Origin of the sequence: Rhodospirillum sp. A1_3_36 (assembly GCF_047263945.1) — a bacterium.
Lineage (GTDB): Bacteria > Pseudomonadota > Alphaproteobacteria > Rhodospirillales > Rhodospirillaceae > Rhodospirillum.
This window is the reverse complement of sequence record NZ_JBLAVB010000008.1, coordinates 80,113-98,242: the sequence shown is the minus strand read 5'-3', so window position 1 is coordinate 98,242 and position 18,130 is coordinate 80,113. Positions and strand designations below refer to the sequence as shown.

The 18,130-nt window shown below is 59.9% G+C and carries 14 protein-coding genes; 5 read left to right on the top strand and 9 right to left on the bottom strand.

From position 1 onward, the window contains the following. Positions 1-75 precede the first annotated feature (75 nt). Genes pqqB through pqqE form a run of 4 tightly spaced genes read left to right on the top strand, consistent with a single transcriptional unit; the run spans position 76 to position 3,273 of the window. Entirely contained in the window at positions 76-972 is an 897-nt protein-coding gene (gene pqqB / locus ACLIRY_RS16935; RefSeq protein ID WP_413206598.1) for a pyrroloquinoline quinone biosynthesis protein PqqB, read from the top strand. After that, a complete protein-coding gene (gene pqqC / locus ACLIRY_RS16930) occupies positions 969-1,733 on the top strand; it encodes a pyrroloquinoline-quinone synthase PqqC (protein WP_413206597.1) in 765 nt (254 codons plus the stop codon). Before pqqB ends, pqqC begins: the two co-directional genes overlap by 4 nt. After that, positions 1,730-2,107 (top strand): pyrroloquinoline quinone biosynthesis peptide chaperone PqqD, encoded by a 378-nt coding sequence (gene pqqD / locus ACLIRY_RS16925; protein WP_413206596.1) that lies wholly within the window; start codon positions 1,730-1,732, stop codon positions 2,105-2,107. Before pqqC ends, pqqD begins: the two co-directional genes overlap by 4 nt. Then, positions 2,104-3,273, top strand: coding sequence for a pyrroloquinoline quinone biosynthesis protein PqqE (gene pqqE / locus ACLIRY_RS16920; RefSeq protein ID WP_413206595.1), 1,170 nt, complete (start codon positions 2,104-2,106; stop codon positions 3,271-3,273). The genes pqqD and pqqE overlap by 4 nt, the downstream gene beginning before the upstream one ends. Positions 3,274-3,348: 75 nt before the next feature. Here pqqE and ACLIRY_RS16915 read toward each other — a convergent pair whose 3' ends face one another. Further along, positions 3,349-5,748, bottom strand: a complete 2,400-nt coding sequence (locus ACLIRY_RS16915; RefSeq protein ID WP_413206594.1) for a PAS domain S-box protein — start codon at positions 5,746-5,748, stop codon at positions 3,349-3,351. 396 nt (positions 5,749-6,144) lie between these two features. Between ACLIRY_RS16915 and ACLIRY_RS16910 the strand changes: the two genes are divergently transcribed. Next, positions 6,145-6,945, top strand: a complete 801-nt coding sequence (locus ACLIRY_RS16910) for a protein phosphatase CheZ (RefSeq protein WP_413206593.1) — start codon at positions 6,145-6,147, stop codon at positions 6,943-6,945. 177 nt (positions 6,946-7,122) lie between these two features. On the opposite strand, the gene ACLIRY_RS16905 is transcribed toward ACLIRY_RS16910, so the two are convergent. From ACLIRY_RS16905 to ACLIRY_RS16870, 8 genes are all read right to left on the bottom strand, one after another. After that, complete coding sequence (locus tag ACLIRY_RS16905; RefSeq protein WP_413206592.1) at positions 7,123-8,223, bottom strand: site-specific DNA-methyltransferase; 1,101 nt, start codon at positions 8,221-8,223, stop codon at positions 7,123-7,125. A 521-nt stretch (positions 8,224-8,744) separates the two neighbouring features. Beyond that, positions 8,745-9,380, bottom strand: a complete 636-nt coding sequence (locus tag ACLIRY_RS16900; RefSeq protein ID WP_413206591.1) for a ribonuclease HII — start codon at positions 9,378-9,380, stop codon at positions 8,745-8,747. Then, positions 9,373-10,845 carry a cation:proton antiporter gene (locus ACLIRY_RS16895; protein ID WP_413206590.1) on the bottom strand — a complete coding sequence of 491 codons (1,473 nt, stop codon included), beginning with the start codon at positions 10,843-10,845 and terminating at the stop codon, positions 9,373-9,375. The genes ACLIRY_RS16900 and ACLIRY_RS16895 overlap by 8 nt, the downstream gene beginning before the upstream one ends. A 169-nt stretch (positions 10,846-11,014) precedes the next feature. Further along, entirely contained in the window at positions 11,015-11,212 is a 198-nt protein-coding gene (locus tag ACLIRY_RS16890) for a hypothetical protein (protein ID WP_413206589.1), read from the bottom strand. A gap of 355 nt (positions 11,213-11,567) precedes the next feature. Then, entirely contained in the window at positions 11,568-12,971 is a 1,404-nt protein-coding gene (locus ACLIRY_RS16885; RefSeq protein ID WP_413206588.1) for a hypothetical protein, read from the bottom strand. A gap of 259 nt (positions 12,972-13,230) precedes the next feature. Further along, positions 13,231-14,055 (bottom strand): phosphodiesterase, encoded by an 825-nt coding sequence (locus tag ACLIRY_RS16880; protein ID WP_413206587.1) that lies wholly within the window; start codon positions 14,053-14,055, stop codon positions 13,231-13,233. Positions 14,056-14,382: 327 nt separating this feature from the next. Next, on the bottom strand, positions 14,383-14,604 hold the full coding sequence (locus tag ACLIRY_RS16875) for a hypothetical protein (protein WP_413206586.1): 222 nt from the start codon (positions 14,602-14,604) through the stop codon (positions 14,383-14,385). Positions 14,605-14,847: 243 nt separating this feature from the next. Next, positions 14,848-17,967, bottom strand: a complete 3,120-nt coding sequence (locus ACLIRY_RS16870) for an ATP-binding protein (RefSeq protein WP_413206585.1) — start codon at positions 17,965-17,967, stop codon at positions 14,848-14,850. Positions 17,968-18,130 lie beyond the last annotated feature (163 nt).

Genomic DNA, 18,130 nt, shown 5'->3' with positions numbered 1-18,130 from the left:
CCCTCCCGCGTCCACAATTCTTCTTTCCGGATCCGCTCGGGTTTGGCCGGAAAGGCTTCAAGGAGCATCCTTCCCATGCGCGCCGTCGTTTTGGGGTCGGGAGCGGGTGGCGGCTTTCCCCAGTGGAATTGCGGCTGCGACAATTGCCAGAAGGCGCGCGCCGGGGTCGAGGGATTTGAGCCCCGCACGCAGTCCTCCCTGTCAGTCTCCGTCGATGGACGGCGCTGGGCTATTCTGAATGCCTCTCCGGATATCCGGGAGCAAATCAATCGGAACCCCGCGCTCCATCCCACGGGACTCCGTGACTCGCCCCTCTCCAGTGTCCTTGTGACCAACGGAGATATCGATCATTTGGCCGGATTGCTGACCCTGCGGGAACAGCAGGCCTTTACCCTGTTCGTCACGCCGGTCATCGCCGAGATCATCGCCACGAACGCTGTCTTCCGGGTTCTGAATCCGGAGAAGGTGACCATCGTCCAGGTCTCCCTGGAACAGCCCTTCGACCTGCTGCCCGGACTTCAGGCCCGCCTGTTCGCCGTCCCGGGCAAGGTGCCCCTTTGGGCGGAAAGCGGCGAGGTGGTGACGGATATGGAAGGCGAACAGACCGTGGGCGTGGAGCTTTGGGGGGGCGCCTCCCGGGCCTTCTATATTCCCGGCTGTGCCAAGATGACCGGCAAACTGGCGGCCCGCTTGCGGGGGGCGCCCCTGGTCTTCTTTGATGGCACCGCCTGGGCCGACGACGAAATGGCGCGAACCGGCGTGGGAGAAAAGACGAGCGCCCGCATGGGGCACATGACCATGGGGGGGGAAGACGGCTCCATAGCGGCCTTCCGGGATCTGGATGTGGCCCGTCGGATTTACCTGCATATCAACAACACGAACCCCGTCCTCGACCCGGCTTCGCCGGAACGTCGGGAGGCAGAGCGCGCAGGCTGGGAAATTGGCCGTGACGGACAGGAGGTGGTCTGGTGAGAGATGGAACCGAGGGAGACATGGCACCGCAAAGCCGTGAGGATTTCGAAGGGCGTCTGCGCCAGATCGGGGTGGACCGCTACCATGATAAGCATCCCTTCCATAAACGGCTGCATTCGGGCGGGGCTACCCCCGATCAGGTTCGGGCCTGGGTATTGAACCGGTATATTTACCAAAGCCATATTCCCATGAAGGACGCAGCCTTCATGTCCCGGTGCGAGGATCCGGACCTGCGCCGGGCCTGGCGGTCGCGGATTGAAGACCACGATGGGGGCGTGGAAGAAGGCGGCGGCATCCGCCGCTGGCTCAAGCTGGCCGAGGCCGTGGGCCTGGATCCCGACTATGTGGCCTCCTGCAAGGGCGCCCTGCCCGCCACCCGGTTTGCTGTGGAGGCCTATGTGCGCTTTGTGCGCGACATGCCCCTGCTCGACGCCGTGGCCTCTTCCCTGACGGAATTGTTCGCTCCGGCCATCCATTCCGAGCGCATCGAAGGGCTGCTGGCCCATTATGATTTCGCCAATGATGACAGCTTGAGCTATTTCCGCAAACGCCTGACCGAGGCGCCCCGGGACGTGGCCTTCGGCTTGAACTGGGTGCTCGAGAGGGCGACCACCCGGGAGAAGCAGGACGCGGCGGCAGCGGCACTGACCTTCAAGACCAATGTCCTTTGGGCCCAGTTGGATGCCCTGGAATACGCCTATGCCGACCCCGGACGCATCCCGCCCGGCGCCTGGAACCCGGGGGAAGGACTGCTGGGATGAGCGAGACTTCCGCCTCTGCCGCAAATGGGCCGTCGAACCGGAACCGGCCCCGCCTTCCCCGTGGGGTACGAACCCGGTTCGATGAGGCCAGGGGCACGTGGATGCTTCTGGCGCCGGAACGGACCTTGAAGCTGGACGCCGTAGGGGCGGCCATCCTGGCGGAAGTGGACGGCGAAAAGGATCTGGATCAGGTGGTGGATGCCCTGGTTGCCCGCTTCAAGGCTCCCCGGGAGCAGATTGCTCGGGATGTGATGACCTTCCTTGGCTCTCTACGGGACCGGCGGATGCTGGACATGGATCCGCCATCCGCGGAGTCCAAACGCGGGGTATCGTCAGAGAACCCGAACACTGGGGGAATCGGGGGCGCGACATGAACGCGGTGGCTCCGGCGATGGGCCCACAAGGGCAGGGGCAGGGGCAAGGGAATGTGGCCCTCCCCTTGGGACTGACGGCGGAATTGACCTACCGCTGTCCCCTGGCCTGTCCCTATTGCTCCAACCCGGCGGATCTGACCCAACGGACCGGAGAACTGACCACGACGGAGTGGATTTCGGTCATTGATCAGGCGGCGGATCTGGGGATCCTCCATTTCCATTTTACGGGAGGGGAACCGGTGGTCCGCCGGGATCTTCCCGATCTGGTCGCCGCCGCCCGGGGACGGGACCTCTATACCAACCTGATCACCTCGGGGATCGGCTTGACCCGGGATCGGGTCAAGGGGCTTGCCGACGCTGGATTGGACCATGTTCAGCTTTCCGTGCAAGGGGTGGATGGGGCCAGCGCCGATGCCGTTGGCGGCTATAAGGGCGGGTTCGACCGTAAAATGGCCGTGGCCGGTTGGGTGACGGAGGAGGGTCTCCCGCTGACCGTGAATGCGGTCATGCATCGCCACAACTTGGATCGCCTGGAAGAGACCATTGAATTGGCCCTCGCCCTTGGGGCACGCCGCATGGAAGTGGCCACGGTGCAATTCCATGGTTGGGCGGAGCGCAACCGGGAGGCCCTGATGCCCAGCCGTGCCCAGGTGGAGAGCGCAAGCGCAACCGTGCGCGCGGCCCGGGAGCGATTGAAGGGGCGGTTGGTGATCGATTACGTGCCGGGGGATTACTACGCCAGGGTTCCCAAGGCCTGTATGGGGGGCTGGGGGCGCAAGAGCCTGACCGTCACGCCCGAGGGGCTGGCTTTGCCCTGCCATGCGGCCCAGAGCATTCCCCATCTGGCCTTCCAATCGGTGCGGGACGTGCCCCTGCGGGAAATCTGGTTGGAAGGGCCTGCGTTCCAGGCCTATCGCGGCCAGGATTGGATGCGCGAGCCCTGCGTCACCTGCGAGCACCGGGACCGGGATTTCGGGGGCTGCCGCTGTCAGGCCCTGGCCTTGGCCGGGGATGCGGCGGAGGCGGATCCCGCCTGTTCCCGCTCGCCCCACCATGGGGCCATGGTCGCTTTGGCGGAGGAGGCCGCCGCTTCAGGCGTCGTGGACTGGGTTTATCGTCCGTCGGTGGGGCGCCCGTCCCTGGGGCAATCGTCCGGGGACTTATAAAAGCGGCCTATTTCGTTGCCTTCCCTCCCTTTGGGTGGAGAGGGGGTGGGATCTCGAAGGCACTCTAAACTCACTCTAGATCCCTTTTGGCCTCCCGAAGCGGGGCGGAGCTTCCTCTCCATCGTCGTTGGGGTCGGCTGGTAGGCGGATGGTGACCTTCGTCCCTTCACCCAAGGCACTGTCCAGGGATAGGCTGCCGCCGTGCAACTCCACAAAGGCCTTGGACAGCGGGAGCCCCAGGCCCGTGCCTTCGTAACGACGGGCCAGCTTGCCGTCCACTTGGCGGAAGGGCTCCAGGGCCAAGGGAATGTCCTGGGGGGCAATACCGATACCGGAATCGACCACTTCAACCACCAGATTGCCGGTGATGCCGTCGGTCCGGGCCACCAGACGCACCAGCCCGCCATCGGGGGTGAATTTGATGGCATTGCCCAGGATGTTGACCAGCACCTGCTTTAAGCGGTGGATCTCGCCCTGGATGCGGGGCAGAGGGGCAACGACGGTCATGTCCAGGCGCACCCCGGCCATTTGGGCCCGCTGGGTGATCAGCCGCCTGACGCTCTCCACCACTTCGGTAAAGTCCAGGGGTTCGGGAAACAGCTTCATGCGACCCGTTTCGATGCGGCTCACATCCAGGATGTCATTTATGACCTCCAGCAGGTGGTGACCGGAGTCGCTGATATTCCCGGCATATTCCCGGTATTGGGGGGCGCCCATGGGGCCGAACATCTCGTGCTGGATGACTTCCGAGAAGCCAATGATCGCGTTCAAGGGGGTGCGCAGTTCGTGACTCATGTTGGTCAGGAACTCTGTTTTGGCGCGGTTGGCGTATTCGGCTTGATTCTTAGCCTCGTTCAGGCGCTCCAGGGCGCGGCGGCGGTCGGTGATGTCGCCCACGGATCCGGCCATGCGGTAGACCCGACCGTTCGGGTGGCGAAGCGCCGTGGCCCGGTGGCGCACCCAGCGCTCGTCCGGTCCCAGCCAGTCCGCCAAGCGGTATTCGCAGGAGAGATAGGTCGTCTCGCCCTTCATCAACGCTCGCATCTGGGCCCGATAGCCGCCCAGATGATCGGGATGGATCACGGACAGCCAGTCGATGGAGGTCTTCAGCGCATCTGGCGCTAGCCCGATGATTTCGCCGATCCGCTCCGAATAGGTCATCTTGTCGCTCTCAACGTCCCAGTCAACGATGGCCTCGTTCGTTCCTGCCAGCGCTAGGGCGTAGCGTTCTTCCTTCTCCCGCAGAAGGCGCTCATTCTTCTGCCGCTCTGTGATGTTCTGGATGACACCGACAAACAGGCGCATGTTGCCCTGGCGCAGTTCACTGATGGACAGGCTGATCGGGACTTCTGTTCCGTCCGCCCGTCGCGCCAGGGTTTCCCGTCCGATACCAATGATTTTGGCTTGGCCGGTGCGCAGATAGTTGGCGATATACTGGTCGTGCTGTCCCGCGTGGTTCTCGCCGACCAGCAGGGCAACATTCGCCCCCATTATGTCCTCTGCTTGATAGCCGAATAGGGTTTCTGCTGCGCTGTTGAAGGACTGAATACACCCCGTCTCGTCGATCACGATCAGGGCATCGAGCATGGAGTTCATGATTCCGTCGAGGCGCTGCTCCCTTTGGCGAACCAAATCTACAGCCGCGCGGGTCTCCGTAATGTCGGTCATCAGACCCACGCAACCTCCTTCAGGGGTGCGAGCTTCGGACACGCGGATCCAACGACCCTTGCTATTCAGGAAGTCCCAGGGACCCCGGGGAGATTCGTGGCGGGCCAGACACAGGCCCAACCAGCCTGCCGGGTCCTTGGTCGCAGCGGGAATGGCCCCCATGAAACTGGCCGTTCCCATCATTTCGGAAAAAGGGATGCCGGGCTTTGGTCGGCCAAGACCGGGCAGAAGCGCGCCCAGGCGACCGTTGCATAGGACCAGATGGTCATTCGAATCGCAAAGGTAGAACCCCTGGGAAATGGAATCCAGGGCCTGTTCCAACTGATTCTCAGCTTCCTCCATCCGGCGCGAGCTTTCGGCGATTTGATCGGCGCGGATCTTTATGGCGGTGATATCGCGTACGGTCGTTAGAATATGTCCATTGGACAGGTGGGTGTCGGTGGCCTCACCCCAGTGACCATTGCAGAGTCGAAATTCAATGGGGGCGCCCCGCTCGCGGCGGGCCTTGCGACGGGTGACCCAATCTTCGACCCCTTCGGGACCCACATCGACGCACCCGCCCGTTGCGAAGGTGCGGGTGATGTCCTCGAAGGGGCGTCCGGGGGTCAGGATGGGGCGCAGGGTTTCGAACAGGGTTTCGAAACCGCTGTTATGGTAGATGAGGCGATCGCTGGAATCATACAAGGCGACTCCATCTTGCATCTTGGACAGAACCTCGATCAACAGGGGATCCCCCCTTTCCAGCGGGAGATCATCCGGCAGCGAGGTTTCCTTGAAAAGGTTGGTAACCAAGTCCTGTTCCGTCATGTCCGCTCCCACATATCGAAGGGCCCTTTGGCCCGTTTCCCACTATGCGGATGCCTTAAAAAAACAACACGCCGTTTGGTTCATTTCTTGTAGACCGTTTGTTTTTCCGCAATTGGACAGCGTTCTTCGCCTTGGGAAATTTCCAAGGAGATAAAACGTGTATACAATTCTGTTCATATTCGGAGATTATCAGAGCCCAAAGGAGGGGCCGAGGAAAATCGAACAAATTCCAGTGTTTTGGAAAAAGCGGTCAGGGAATTCGGTCAATTCTGTTGGCCTTGCGTTCCGATGGTTGACCGCGAGCCTTGGGAGAATGATGATAGAGCCATTAGGTTGGCATCACAATCGGTCTAGCAAAGACCTAAGATCGACCATGACCAAAGGGATATAGATACCATGCCGCGCGTCGATAACCAGAGGCCCTTTACCGCAGAGCTTCAACGCCGTCGTTCTACGGGAGCAGCCGAGCCAGCCTCAGCCAACAATGCCCAGATTCTGGCCGAGATCAGGGCCTTGACAGCGGGTGTCAAGGCTTTGGAATCCCGGATGGAGGCCCTGCCGACCGCCGTGATGGAGGTCGCCCCTGCCCCCTTGATTTCGAAGGAGGAGCGGGCCGAAGCCGAGGCCCTCCGCGAGAGGAAGGAACGGGATGCCGGGGAAGTCCGGCTGTTGAAGATCGAGTTGAATGCCCTTGCACACAGCATTGACACGACCAAGAAAGAAATTGCCCTTCTGATGGCGCAAAGCGACGAAGGGGACCGCTTGACCACGGTCACCGACGAATTGGACGCGGTTGTCTCCGCAACGGAACGGGCGACAGACACCATCCTTGATCAGGTTGAAGTGATCGGAAATCTGACGTCTCAGATCCAGGCACAGGAGCAGGACAGCTTCATCCGCCAACTGGCCGATGAGATCCAGGAAAGCACCATGGGCATCTTTGAGGCCTGCAACTTCCAGGATTTGACGGGCCAGAGAATCACCAAAGTGGTCAACACCATGAAGTTCATCGAACAACGGGTGGATCGGATGATGGAAATCTGGGGCCGCGATACCTTTAACGATCTCCCCTACGAGCCAGAAAACCCAAGTAAGTCAGGAGGGAATGACCGGGGCGAGGAAAACCGACTGCTGAATGGTCCTCAGGATACGGAAAAGGGGATCAGTCAGGACGAAATCGACCGTCTGTTTGATTGAGGTCCCGTCTTTACGCCAACCAAGGGCAAACGACGCATGGTGGATGCCATCAACGGGGAAACCCCTGTTGGCCTGAAGTGTCGAAACAAAGCCAAAGGGTCCGCCCCCAACTTAGAGGACGAACCCTTACGGAATATGAACAGGCTCTTGGTCGCTCAACCGCGTTTGGCTTGACTGCTACTGCAGGGTTTGCATTTCCGAGCGCACTTGCTGGCGCAGGACATCAATGGGCACGAACCCGTCGGGACGATCCAGGTGCCAGAAGGTCCAACCGTTGCAGGCCGGGGCTCCCTGGACGGCGGCCCCCACCTGATGGATGGAGCCTTTCACGTCACCATTGGCAGAGGTGGACACGAGGGTCCCATCGGCCCGGACCCGGGCGCTGAACCGCTTGCGGACATCGGTCAGGACGGTACCCGGTGCCAGCAGTCCCCGCTCGATCACCGTGCCAAAGGGAATGCGCGGCTCCGTCTTCTTCGACGGTGTGATCAGCATGGAAAGGTCGTCGACGGGCTGAACCGCAGCGATGCGCTCGCGGGCGGCGGCGATGTAGTCGTCATCCCGTTCGACGCCGACCCAACGGCGACCGAGCAATTTGGCGACAGCGCCGGTGGTGCCTGTGCCGAAGAAGGGGTCGAGGATAACGTCACCGGGATTCGTGGAGGACAGGATGACCCGGTACAATAGGGATTCGGGCTTCTGGGTCGGGTGCAGTTTCTTGCCTTCCTGCGACTTCAGGCGCTCACCGCCATTGCACAGCGGGAGGGTCCAGTCGCTGCGCATCTGAAGGCCCTCATTCAGGCTCTTCATGGCTTCGTAGTTGAAGGTGTACTTGGCGTCCTGGCCTTTCGAACACCAGATCAGTGTTTCATGGGCATTGGTGAAGCGGGTCCCCTTGAAGTTCGGCATGGGGTTGGACTTGCGCCAGACCACGTCGTTGAGCATCCAAAAGCCCAGGTCCTGCAACTCGGCACCCACACGGTAGATATTGTGGTAACTGCCGATGACCCACAGGCTGCCGTTGTCTTTGAGGACGCGGCGGGCTTCAGTCAACCAAGCCCGGGTAAAGTCGGCGTAGGCCTTCTGGGTTTCGAAGTGATCCCAATCATCGTCCACGCCATCGACGCGGCTATTATCGGGGCGGAGCAACTGGCCACCGAGCATGAGGTTGTAGGGGGGATCCGCGAAGATCATGTCAATTGATCCGGCGGGGAGTGAGCGCATCACGTCAATGCAGTCGCCTTGATAGATGCGGTTGGTGCGGAGCGTGTTCATCATGGAAAGCACTCTGCAGCCCGAATCGTAAACCAATAATTACCGAATAGAATCAAGATCTTCGGAAGGTTTATCAAAGCTTAACGGAAGAGAGTGACTGGAGTCGTGCGACGCTTCATCTGGTGTGGCGAAAATGGGGCGGACCCAGGATCTGGGGCGAATTTTTTCCAACTTTTTTTCGAGTCGCTGACCCGAAAGCGGTATGTGAGGATGTGTGTTTCGCGCAATTTTAGGGAGTGGCCGATGGAAAGCCGTCGGCTCGAGGCTAAAACTTAACGCATTGAGCGGAAACCTGGGCACCGGTTTTCTGGTCCACTTGATGCTCTAACCATATGATCTAATACCAAGGTGCGGTGAGTTTGACTCACCGCACCTTGAAAGCGGCCAAGTGGCCGCCGCGCCTTATGGCGCGTAAAAGCCCGCCTGGCTGTTTGAACGCAAGAAAAGCGGCGAGGGTTTCAACCCGCGCCGCTTGGTATAAGGGCGGTGGGGCAGGCAGGAAACGGTCCTGCTCTTGGCGGAATTTACGGGATCCCGGTCTCCCCAAGGACCAGGCGCACCGGGGCGAAGGAGCGACGGTGGTGGAGGGTAGCCCCCAGTCGGGTGAGGGCCTCGCGATGCTCTGCCGTACCGTATCCGGCGTTGCGTTCCCAACCATATCCAGGGTGGGCCTGGGCCAGCGCGGCCATGGTGGCGTCCCTGGTCACTTTGGCAACAATGGAGGCGGCGGCAATGGACAGGGACAGGCTGTCGCCCTTAATGACCGTCCGGACGGCACAAGGCAGCGGTGGTGGCCGGTTGCCGTCGACCAGGGCCAGGGCGATGGGGCCGGGCATAACCTGGGCCAGATCCTGTACGGCGCGGGTCATGGCCAGGAAGGTGGCGCGCAGAATGTTCGAGTCGTCGATCTCCGTGACGGAGGCCTCAGCGAGGCAGACAAGCACTCCAGGATCGGCGAGCAGGGCCGGGGCCAGCGCCTCTCGGGTTTTCCGGGAGAGCTTCTTGGAATCGTCCAAGGCGGCCAGCAGGGTTGGGTCGGCCCGGTGTGGGTCGATCCAGGCCGCTGCGGCCACCACCGGTCCGGCCAGAGGACCGCGGCCCACCTCATCGACACCGATGACGAAACCGGGCTGCTCGCGTTCCAGGGACAGGTCAGGCATGGGGCTTGGAGTCCTCTGTTTCGGAGGTGTTTGGAGTGTCTTCGTCAGGGGGCTCCTCTCCTTCACTGCAGCCTGTGGCAGTGGGGGACGGTCTCTCGGAGAGGGGCGTTTCGATTGTGGCGTCTCCTTTGGGAAAGGCTTCGGAGAATCCCTCCGGGGTTTCCTGTCTGGTTTCCGATATCTCTGCCAGAGCGGGGACAAGAGGGCGGGAAGCCGGTTTTATTCGCCGCCATAGCCTGTCCCTCGTCCGCGTCAGATTGTGGCGAACGGGTCCGAAGATTCCGCGTCTCACGTCCGCCAGGGTGCGGAGGGGCATGCTGGGACGGCCCAGGCGCCGGGCGATCGCCACCCAAAGGGGGGTGACGGCCAGGGACAAGACCGTGATGGCCACGACGAGCTGACCCGTGGCATCGTCGAGCAATCCCAAATGCAAGCCCATGCCCGTCAGGACAAAGGAGAACTCTCCCACTTGGGCAAGCATGACCGAGGATAGGATCACCCTGGGCCAATCCAGGCCGAGCAGGCGCAATCCCCCGATGTTCAGCAGGGTCTTGAAGATCAAAACCATCGCCACGAGGAAGACCACCTGCCCCACATGCTCCGAAAGGAAACTCAGGTTCAGTAACAGGCCCACGGACAGGAAGAAAACCATCAGCAGGACGGCCTGGATGGGTTGGGCGCCCTGCTCGAAGGAGTCCGCGTGGTCCGAGTTCCCGAGAACAAGGCCAGCAAGGAAGGCGCCATAGCCTGCTGATAGTCCGAAGGACCCTGAAAGGGCCGCAGCACCGAAGCAGAAAGCCATGCCCGCCAGGGGAACAAGATCCTTATGGCGGGTCGCTTCCTTGGCGAAGGGAAGGGGGAGCGGACGACGGGCCAGCCAGAGAACCAGCCCCGCCAGGAAAACAACCGAGGCGACGACCTTGCCGGCGTCGATACCCGTGAACCCTTCTCCGGCGAGGCCGTTCAAGGCCATGATCATGGGCGCGACGGCCATGTCCTGGGCGATCAGGACACCGACCACCACCCGACCGGTACGGCTATGCAAGGCGCCCAATTGCTCCAGTAGTTTGATGACCACCGCTGTGGAAGACAGGGCCAGGGCAAAGGCCAGCAGGATGGCTTGGCCGAGGGGGAAGCCCAACCAGTCTTTGACCAAGAGCATGACACCCAGGCTACCCCCGACCTGGATGACCGTGGCGCCCAGGGCGATTTTCCAGACGGTTATCAGGGTGGAGACCTTGAGCTCCAGGCCGATGACGAACAACAGCATCAAGACGCCCAATTCGGCCATCAGGCTGATGTCGCCGCGACTTTCCACGAGCTCAAAGCCGGAAGGCCCCAGCAGGACTCCACAAAGGATATAGCCCACGATTGCCGGTTGGCGCAGGCGCGTGAAAAGCAACCCGCACCCCATGGCGATGAGAATGATATAGGCGATGCCCGTGATGTCCGTATGCGCGTCCATGGCGCCAATCCTATCCCATCTTTCCGCAGGATGTGACAGGGAAACCCCTGATGTTCTATCCCTTGTGGTCATGACAAGAGTTCCATGTTCGGCGGACGCCGAACATGGAACTCTGAGATCTCAGGATGTTAAATTTTACTCGAAAGGAGGGATAGGGAACGGGTGCAATCTATTCGACGAGCCGAATGCGCGTCGAGGAAATCAGGGCTTCCAAGGCGTGGGTAGCCACTCCGTCGCTAGACATGATGCTCAACATCACGTCGTCAGACATCAGGTCGGCAATATGGGGCTCCTCCGTGCCAGGGAAGGGATCCGGCCAGCTTGCGGTGACCGGCTTTCCCGTGTCTCGCCTATTCCGTGATTCCATTTTGCGATAGCCAACCATTATTTGCTCTCCCGTCACCATCCAGTGTTCTGGGCCAGAGAAGGTCTTTTATCATGCCTCCGTTTTCGGTGACCCGTCGGCGGTCCGAACAAAACTTTATATCTCACCGACACTCCCATATGGGAAGGAAGAACGGTGTGCGAAAGTCATGAAATTTTCCGGACTATCTATCTAACCGTAGACGTCTTTCGTCGAAAAATCAAACAAAGCGTGGAGTTTCGTGGGGAACACAGGACCGCAGTGCAATAAAACCAGGGTGGAATCTGGGATGTGTTGCGTAAAACTGTCGCTTTCTTGCCTTGGGTCTGCGGGAACACTCTATCAGACAGAAAGTCCTCTACCGTATGACCCTTTGAACGCTGAGTTCGAACAAATGCTTTGGCTCAGCCAGTTCGGAGGCGACAGCGAGGCCATTGAGATTTGAAAAGCCCATTTCCAGGGCCAGCCTGACTTCGTCTATGGTTTTGAGATCCCAGACATAGCTGGCGATTCCCTGTTCCTTGGCGAAACGGGCGAAATCGATCATGGCACGGCCACGGCTGGCCGTATCAGCGCCATGTCGGCTTATATCATTCAGGTCCAGACCCAGAAGGCGGACCCCATTCAGATAGCCTTTGATGTGGTCGAATTGGTCCGGGACGGCCCGGACGGCCACAAAGCGGGACAGGCGGCTCAAGGCCGCGACGATTTGGGGCAGACGGTTGACCGGCAGGCTGTCGAGCAGCCCCACCAGTTCAAAGGCCACCATTTCCTGTCGACATTGATTGAGCAATGAGGAAATAAGGCTGAACATCTCGTTCCGGGCCTGCCCGGTGAAGGATTTGTAGTGCAGGGGGATCAGGGTGACCGGGGGCGAGGTGTCATCGCGCATGGAGCGCATGTGTTTCAGGGCATCCTCAATGACTTTCTTGTCAACCTCGATCCCGAGGGGGTCCAGGTAGCCGCCATTCAGGGTCCACTGACCCGCAAAAATGCCGTAGTCCGTGGTCCGGTAGGGTTGGCATTGGTAGGCAAAGACCAATTGGCTCGCCGGGTTCCAGACGGGACGGTAGCGCACGTTCAGGCTTTCGTAGACCCGGGCTTGCGGGCTGACTCCGGTCCCGGCGGCTTGACGTCGGAAGGTGCGGACGCCCACTTCCTCGGGCAGGCGCTCCTCCAGGATCCGGTTGATGTTGTCAAAACAGGGGATGGTGCCCTGTTCCAGCAGTTCCGACAGGGTGACAACGGCCGCCTTGACGCCGAAACCTCGCATGTTGTCAGCCCGATCACCGAGAAGACGTCGGCGGATCTGGTTGGCGATCATTTGGACCTTGGCCGCCGCTTCGTGCACGCCCAAGCCTGACAACAGCAGAAGATAGGAATCATCGGCCTGGCGATAATAATAATCCTCGCCGGTCAGGTTTTTTCGGATAATCCCTTCGGTGATCATCATGGCCTTGGCTGCCAGTCGATCCCATTCCGGACCGAAGGCTTCTTTCATCTCGTCCAGGCTGATCAAGTGGATCTTGGAGACGGCGGAATCGCCTTGGTCGGTTAAATAGGCCTTCAGCAGTTGGTCCAAGGCACTGTGGGGGGAGGACATGCGGTCTGCGTCACGCTTCGTTTGGTTGGCTCGGGGTTGTGTGGAGGGGGCCAATCGGTCGGCGGCACCCCGCAGTTTGCCCGCAAGCCAACCAACGAATCCTCCCTGGGAGCTTCGCGTCGTGCTGTCGGTTTTCACCGCATTCTCCAACTTTGCCATATACAACACACCAGAATTTTTGGGGTGCGCCCACCCTAAAGACTACGTTCGAAACCACAAAAGACCCATTTGGCTCCCTTAACCGTTCGAGCGGCAAGGGGAAAAGTGGACAGCGGTATTCCGTCCTCATGCCCTTCTAATTCATTGTAATCGATCACAATCATCAGGATTGGTGGGACGGGCCAATACGAATGATGATCTCATGCAGAGTTAACCTATCGCATTCCATCTGTCCATGCCATGGTCGAGGCGGGTTGGATTACGTTTCGCAAGGAAAAGCCCCGTCCGCAGCGCCAATGGGAACAGTATGGGTGACCATGGTGGATTCCCGGGCATTCCAATGGTGCAGGAGCAAGGTTGGCGTTTCGAAGGCAAATGTGGCCGAAGCCTGGGAATCCAGGTCCAGGGACACGGAATAGGCGGTACTAGGGCCGACGATCGTCGGAACGCCATGCCATAGTGTCGAAATATGGCGATGGATATGACCGCAGAGAAGTCGGACAACCCGACCCTGGTGGCGCGTCAGGACCGTCGCAAGGCCGTCGGATTCTCTCAACCCCATGCGGTCCATATGGGCGATGCCTGTGGTGAACGGGGGATGATGGAGGAAGAGGACGACGGGCAGTTCGAGAAAAGCCGCCTCGGCCAATCTGGAGTCCAACCAAGCCAATTGGTGTTCGCGAATCTGGCCATGGGGAGCCCCATCCACGGTTGTATCGAGTCCGACAAAGCGCAGGGAGCCCAGGTCCATGGTGACGTCCAGGGTCGGTCCCTTGGACCATTGGCCTTGATGGGGGTCCATGGCAGCAAGCGCCCCTTTCAAAAGGGCGGGATCGTCGTGATTGCCCGGACAGGCAAGGAGGGGGAGGGAGAGAGGGGCGAGCAACATCCGGAAGTGATCATATTCCTCTGCTTGTCCGTGGTCGGCGACGTCCCCGGTGACGATCAGGGTATCAGGGGGGACGGCCATGCCGAGGATGTGATCCAAGGCTCGTTTCAGGGCCTGAGCCGTGTCGACTCGATCACCTAGGGCTTTGCGCCCTGGGGCTGTGATATGGGTGTCTGAGATCTGGGCGATGAGCATGGCTATTGATCCCGAAAAGTAATTTCGGTGCATCATGGGCCAAAAAAATCGGGGATACGAGTGGGGGAATAACCCCGTGTCGGGCCATCGGGCGGCCTTGCCCGTTCCGTCTTTCCCCGCCCCCCGTCCACCAAATCTCTGGTGCTGTGTTCAGAGTCTCTTGCCTGATCTGCGGCTCTATGGGACAGGACTGTATCCTGATTTTTTTTGGGCGATTGCCCAAGACCATTTGGGGATCAATGCCCCCAAACCCCTTTTTTTTTCAATAAGTGTTTGTGACTATGCGACAGTGGCCCCGATCACAGAGTGTGGCCGGGGCCTGGAAGATCATGCCGTCGTCAGTGAGCTGTAGGAGATCTCGTAATCCTTGTGTTCGGGCTTGCCTCCGGCTTTCTTGACCAATTCGATTACCGTTTCGAAGGATACGCCGTCTGGCACATCGATGACTTCATAGATAATGGTGGAACCGGAGGTGGGACCGGAATCGGCCAACCGGTGGGCCTTGTCGACCAGGCCCTCGCCCGCGACCTTGACCATGAAAGACGCCATTGGCGTGCTCCTTTATCATGATGGAATACAGGTTCACGACCGGGGGGAAGCTCTCGACAGGACGCGGATCCAGGAAGACGCTGGGCGTTTTCCTGGATCAACCCTGCACGCGGGCTCGGCCAAGATCTCCATACCCTAAGGCGTTGGCCTTGGAAAGGGCGAAAACGGCCTCTGCAGACCCCCGGGGAGCCTCGGCGTTTGGCCGCTTGAACGGGATGGTCTTTGGCAGCAGGTGCAACAGGCTCAACGGGACTCTGGAGGGGCATCTGGAGCGAAGGAGGGGGCGGTCGGCAGGTGCTCCAGACGCTGATCCACTTCGCGCACCGTGGCGAGGACCTGTTCGGCCAAGGTTTCTGCCTCCATTCGGATGGCCAAGCCAGCTCCCCCGGCCAAGTCCCCCCGCAAGCGGGCGCAAAGTGCGGATTCCGTCTCCAAACCGAAGGCGGCCAGGGTTCCCTTGAGGCCGTGGATCAAGCGACTCGCTTCCTCGAAATCCTGTCGGAGGAGAGTGGGGACGAGGGCTGTGGCACGCTGGCGCAGGGATTCGGACGCCGCACGCAAATAGATGGGATAGTCTTCCCCCAAGGCCGCCCGTAACTGTGCGAGGGCTTCTGGATCAAGCAACCGCTTCGACTGGGTCAATTTACTTGGACGTTTGGGCTCCACCCCACCCCCTAATGGACGGTTGGCCGCAACATCGGCCAACAGGCTCCGCAGGCGTTTGATGCTGAGGGGCTTGGGTAGATGCTCGTTCATGCCTGCGGTCAAGAAACGCTCGCGGTCGCCGGGAAGGGCGTCAGCGGTGAAGGCGATGATGGGCAGGGATGCGATGGGCCGCCCATCCGGGAACACCTGGCCCGGCGGCAAGTCGCGAATGGCTTTGGTTGTTTCAATGCCATCCATCACGGGCATTTGAATATCCATCAGGACCACATCAAAGGGACCGCTCGAGTGGATGTGCTCCAGGGCTTGCCGACCATCGTCGGCAACCGTCACCGAATGCCCCTGTTTTTCCAGAATGGCCTGGGCCAGGATTTGGTTTTCCAGGATATCCTCGGCAAGCAGAATACGCAGGGGGCGGGTTGGGGCGGGGGGAGGCTGTTCAGTCTGGTGGGTCGGCCCTTCTTCTATGCCAAGGTTGGGCACATGTTCCAGGGGGGCGAGGGGCACTTCCAGGATAAAGGTGCTGCCTTCTCCAGGGGTGCTGCGGACTCGGATGTCTCCCCCCATCAGACGGGCGAGGCGTCGGGAAATAGCCAGCCCCAGACCGGTCCCACCATGTCGGCGGGTCGCCGACCCGTCCAACTGCTGAAAGGCGCTGAACAAATCTTCCAACCTGCCGGTGGGAATGCCGCTGCCCGTGTCGACGACCTTGATAACCAACTGGTGAAGGTTGTCCTTTTCCCAGGCGGGAACGGCTTCGATGCGCACGCCTCCGGTATCGGTGAATTTCACTGCGTTCCCCACCAGATTGACCAGAATTTGGCGCAACCGGGTCGCGTCCCCCCTGTATCCAGGAGCCAAGGCCGGGTCCAGGCGGACGGAAATGGGCAGCCGTTTGGCGCTGGCGGGAACGCCGCAGAGACTGACCACGGATTGAATTTCATGCTCCAGGGAGAAATCCCGTTCTTCCAAGGTCAGGCGGCCTGCGTCGATGCGGGAAAAGTCTAGAATGTCGTTGATCAGACCCAATAGATGTTCCCCAGACCTTTGGATGGTTCTGGCATATTCGGTCTGGCGTTCATTCAGGGGGCTTTCCATGAGCAGGCCTGTCATGCCGATGACAGCGTTCATGGGAGTGCGAATCTCATGACTCATCGTGGCAAGGAATTCGGCCTTGGCCCTGGCCGCCGTTTGAGCAGCATCCCGCGCGCGGATCAGATCTTCCCTATTGGCGATTAATTCTTCGTTGGCGCGGCCCAAGCTGTCCCCCATGGCCACAATTTCTCGACCGGTTTCGTCAAGTTCCTGGATCGGGAACGACGGCGTCTCTTGAAAGTATGAACCGGACGCGACGTCTCGGATCATGCCTTTCAGACGGGACAAGTGGGTTGCCAAGAGGGCACTCACGTTCCGCGCCCGGAAATAAAGGAAGGCCAGGAACCCCAGGTAGAACACCAAAAGGCCAAGGGCCATGGAATACCCTATGAAAGTGAACAGGGCATCCAACGTGAGGACCTCGCTAAATGCTTCGGCCCGGTTTGCGACGATCGCCAAGGTCCATCCCGTTTCCGCCACCCGGGCCCAGGCAATCAGTTTATCCTCGCCGTTCAAGGGCACGGCCTCGACCCCATTATTTTTTGTCCGCAAGGCTTCGATGATGCGCCTGTCGGCCCCTTGGATGAACAGATTTTCGGCGGGATCTGTGACGCTATCCTGATGGGCAGTGCTTGAGGAGCTGGGACCCTTGGACTGTGTGGCAGGAAGGGGGCGGAGGTTCCAGTCCCGGCGGGCCTTCTCAGGCAAAGCCAGAATGGCGCCGTTGCGGTCGAGAAGGATAGCATAAGCGCCAAAGGGCGGCTTTAGGGAGAGGATCTGGTTGATGAAGGTTCCCACTGTGATGTCCAGTCCGGCCACCGCTTCCAAGCGATCCCCGACGTAGGCTGGCGCGAGCGCTGAGGCCATCCAGCCTTGGCCAGCCAGATCCAGATAGACATCGGTCCAAACAACATTCCGTTCTGGGTTGTTGCGTTCATCGGCTTCAAAATAAAAATTAAAAGCGGAGAGGTCGATGTTCGGTTGATATTGATCCAAGACGTTGAAATAGGGATAGATCCGATTCATGGAATCCCAGGTGGTAAAGTAAATCTGGTCGACCAGGGGGGTAACGTCTTTTATGTCTCGCATCAGAGGGTCCAGCCGGGCCGAGCAGACAGCCCTATCCCATTGAGCTGGTCCAATGGGCACAATGCCGGAATAGAAAAGGGCGGCTTCCCCTCCCCCGTCGTTGGTGGAATAGAGCGAGCCATCAGGTGACAGTTTTAGGCGACGTCTTTCCGGGGCATTATCCGGACAGGAAGAACTCAGGACCCGCGCGGTTTGGGCGGCTAAAACCTGGGCCTGTCTTCCGACCGCTGAAAGCCGTTCGGACAGAACCTCAGCCTCCTTTTGGGCAAGGATATGGAATTCTGTTTCAATGGATCGCCCGAAGCTGTCCAGGGTTCTGTCCGTGGAAACATGGTGCGATCCAATGTAAATTCCCAAGAAGACCAATTCGATGAAAATCAGCGGGACAAGGGCCGTATGCAGATAGGAACGCCAAATCCATTTGAGGAGGGACTGGGATCTCGTCCCTTCTGCGGAGAGGGCGGGGCTCACGCCTTCGACATTCCGTTCGACCGTAGGCCTGCTGTTCTCGGTCATGCGGTGCGGCTCCTTGCTCCCGATCGCTTTCGGGGTCTGAGGGGGCTCCACCGAAAGTCGATGGAGGGAGAAAAATGGAGGGAAAGCGAATCTCAGATCGAGAAAAATCAATTCCCGAATTCACGCAAACATCATGCATCCTTTCTGTTGGTGAGGCGACCCT

Bases quoted from the DNA above. Each gene is read 5' to 3' on its own strand.
- pqqB (WP_413206598.1), top strand. From the start codon at position 76: ATGCGCGCCGTCGTTTTGGGGTCGGGAGCGGGTGGCGGCTTTCCCCAG.
- pqqD (WP_413206596.1), top strand. From the start codon at position 1,730: ATGAGCGAGACTTCCGCCTCTGCCGCAAATGGGCCGTCGAACCGGAAC.
- pqqE (WP_413206595.1), top strand. From the start codon at position 2,104: ATGAACGCGGTGGCTCCGGCGATGGGCCCACAAGGGCAGGGGCAGGGG.
- ACLIRY_RS16915 (WP_413206594.1), bottom strand. From the start codon at position 5,748: ATGACGGAACAGGACTTGGTTACCAACCTTTTCAAGGAAACCTCGCTG.
- ACLIRY_RS16910 (WP_413206593.1), top strand. From the start codon at position 6,145: ATGCCGCGCGTCGATAACCAGAGGCCCTTTACCGCAGAGCTTCAACGC.
- ACLIRY_RS16905 (WP_413206592.1), bottom strand. From the start codon at position 8,223: ATGATGAACACGCTCCGCACCAACCGCATCTATCAAGGCGACTGCATT.
- ACLIRY_RS16900 (WP_413206591.1), bottom strand. From the start codon at position 9,380: ATGCCTGACCTGTCCCTGGAACGCGAGCAGCCCGGTTTCGTCATCGGT.
- ACLIRY_RS16895 (WP_413206590.1), bottom strand. From the start codon at position 10,845: ATGGACGCGCATACGGACATCACGGGCATCGCCTATATCATTCTCATC.
- ACLIRY_RS16890 (WP_413206589.1), bottom strand. From the start codon at position 11,212: ATGGAATCACGGAATAGGCGAGACACGGGAAAGCCGGTCACCGCAAGC.
- ACLIRY_RS16885 (WP_413206588.1), bottom strand. From the start codon at position 12,971: ATGGCAAAGTTGGAGAATGCGGTGAAAACCGACAGCACGACGCGAAGC.
- ACLIRY_RS16880 (WP_413206587.1), bottom strand. From the start codon at position 14,055: ATGCTCATCGCCCAGATCTCAGACACCCATATCACAGCCCCAGGGCGC.
- ACLIRY_RS16875 (WP_413206586.1), bottom strand. From the start codon at position 14,604: ATGGCGTCTTTCATGGTCAAGGTCGCGGGCGAGGGCCTGGTCGACAAG.
- ACLIRY_RS16870 (WP_413206585.1), bottom strand. From the start codon at position 17,967: ATGACCGAGAACAGCAGGCCTACGGTCGAACGGAATGTCGAAGGCGTG.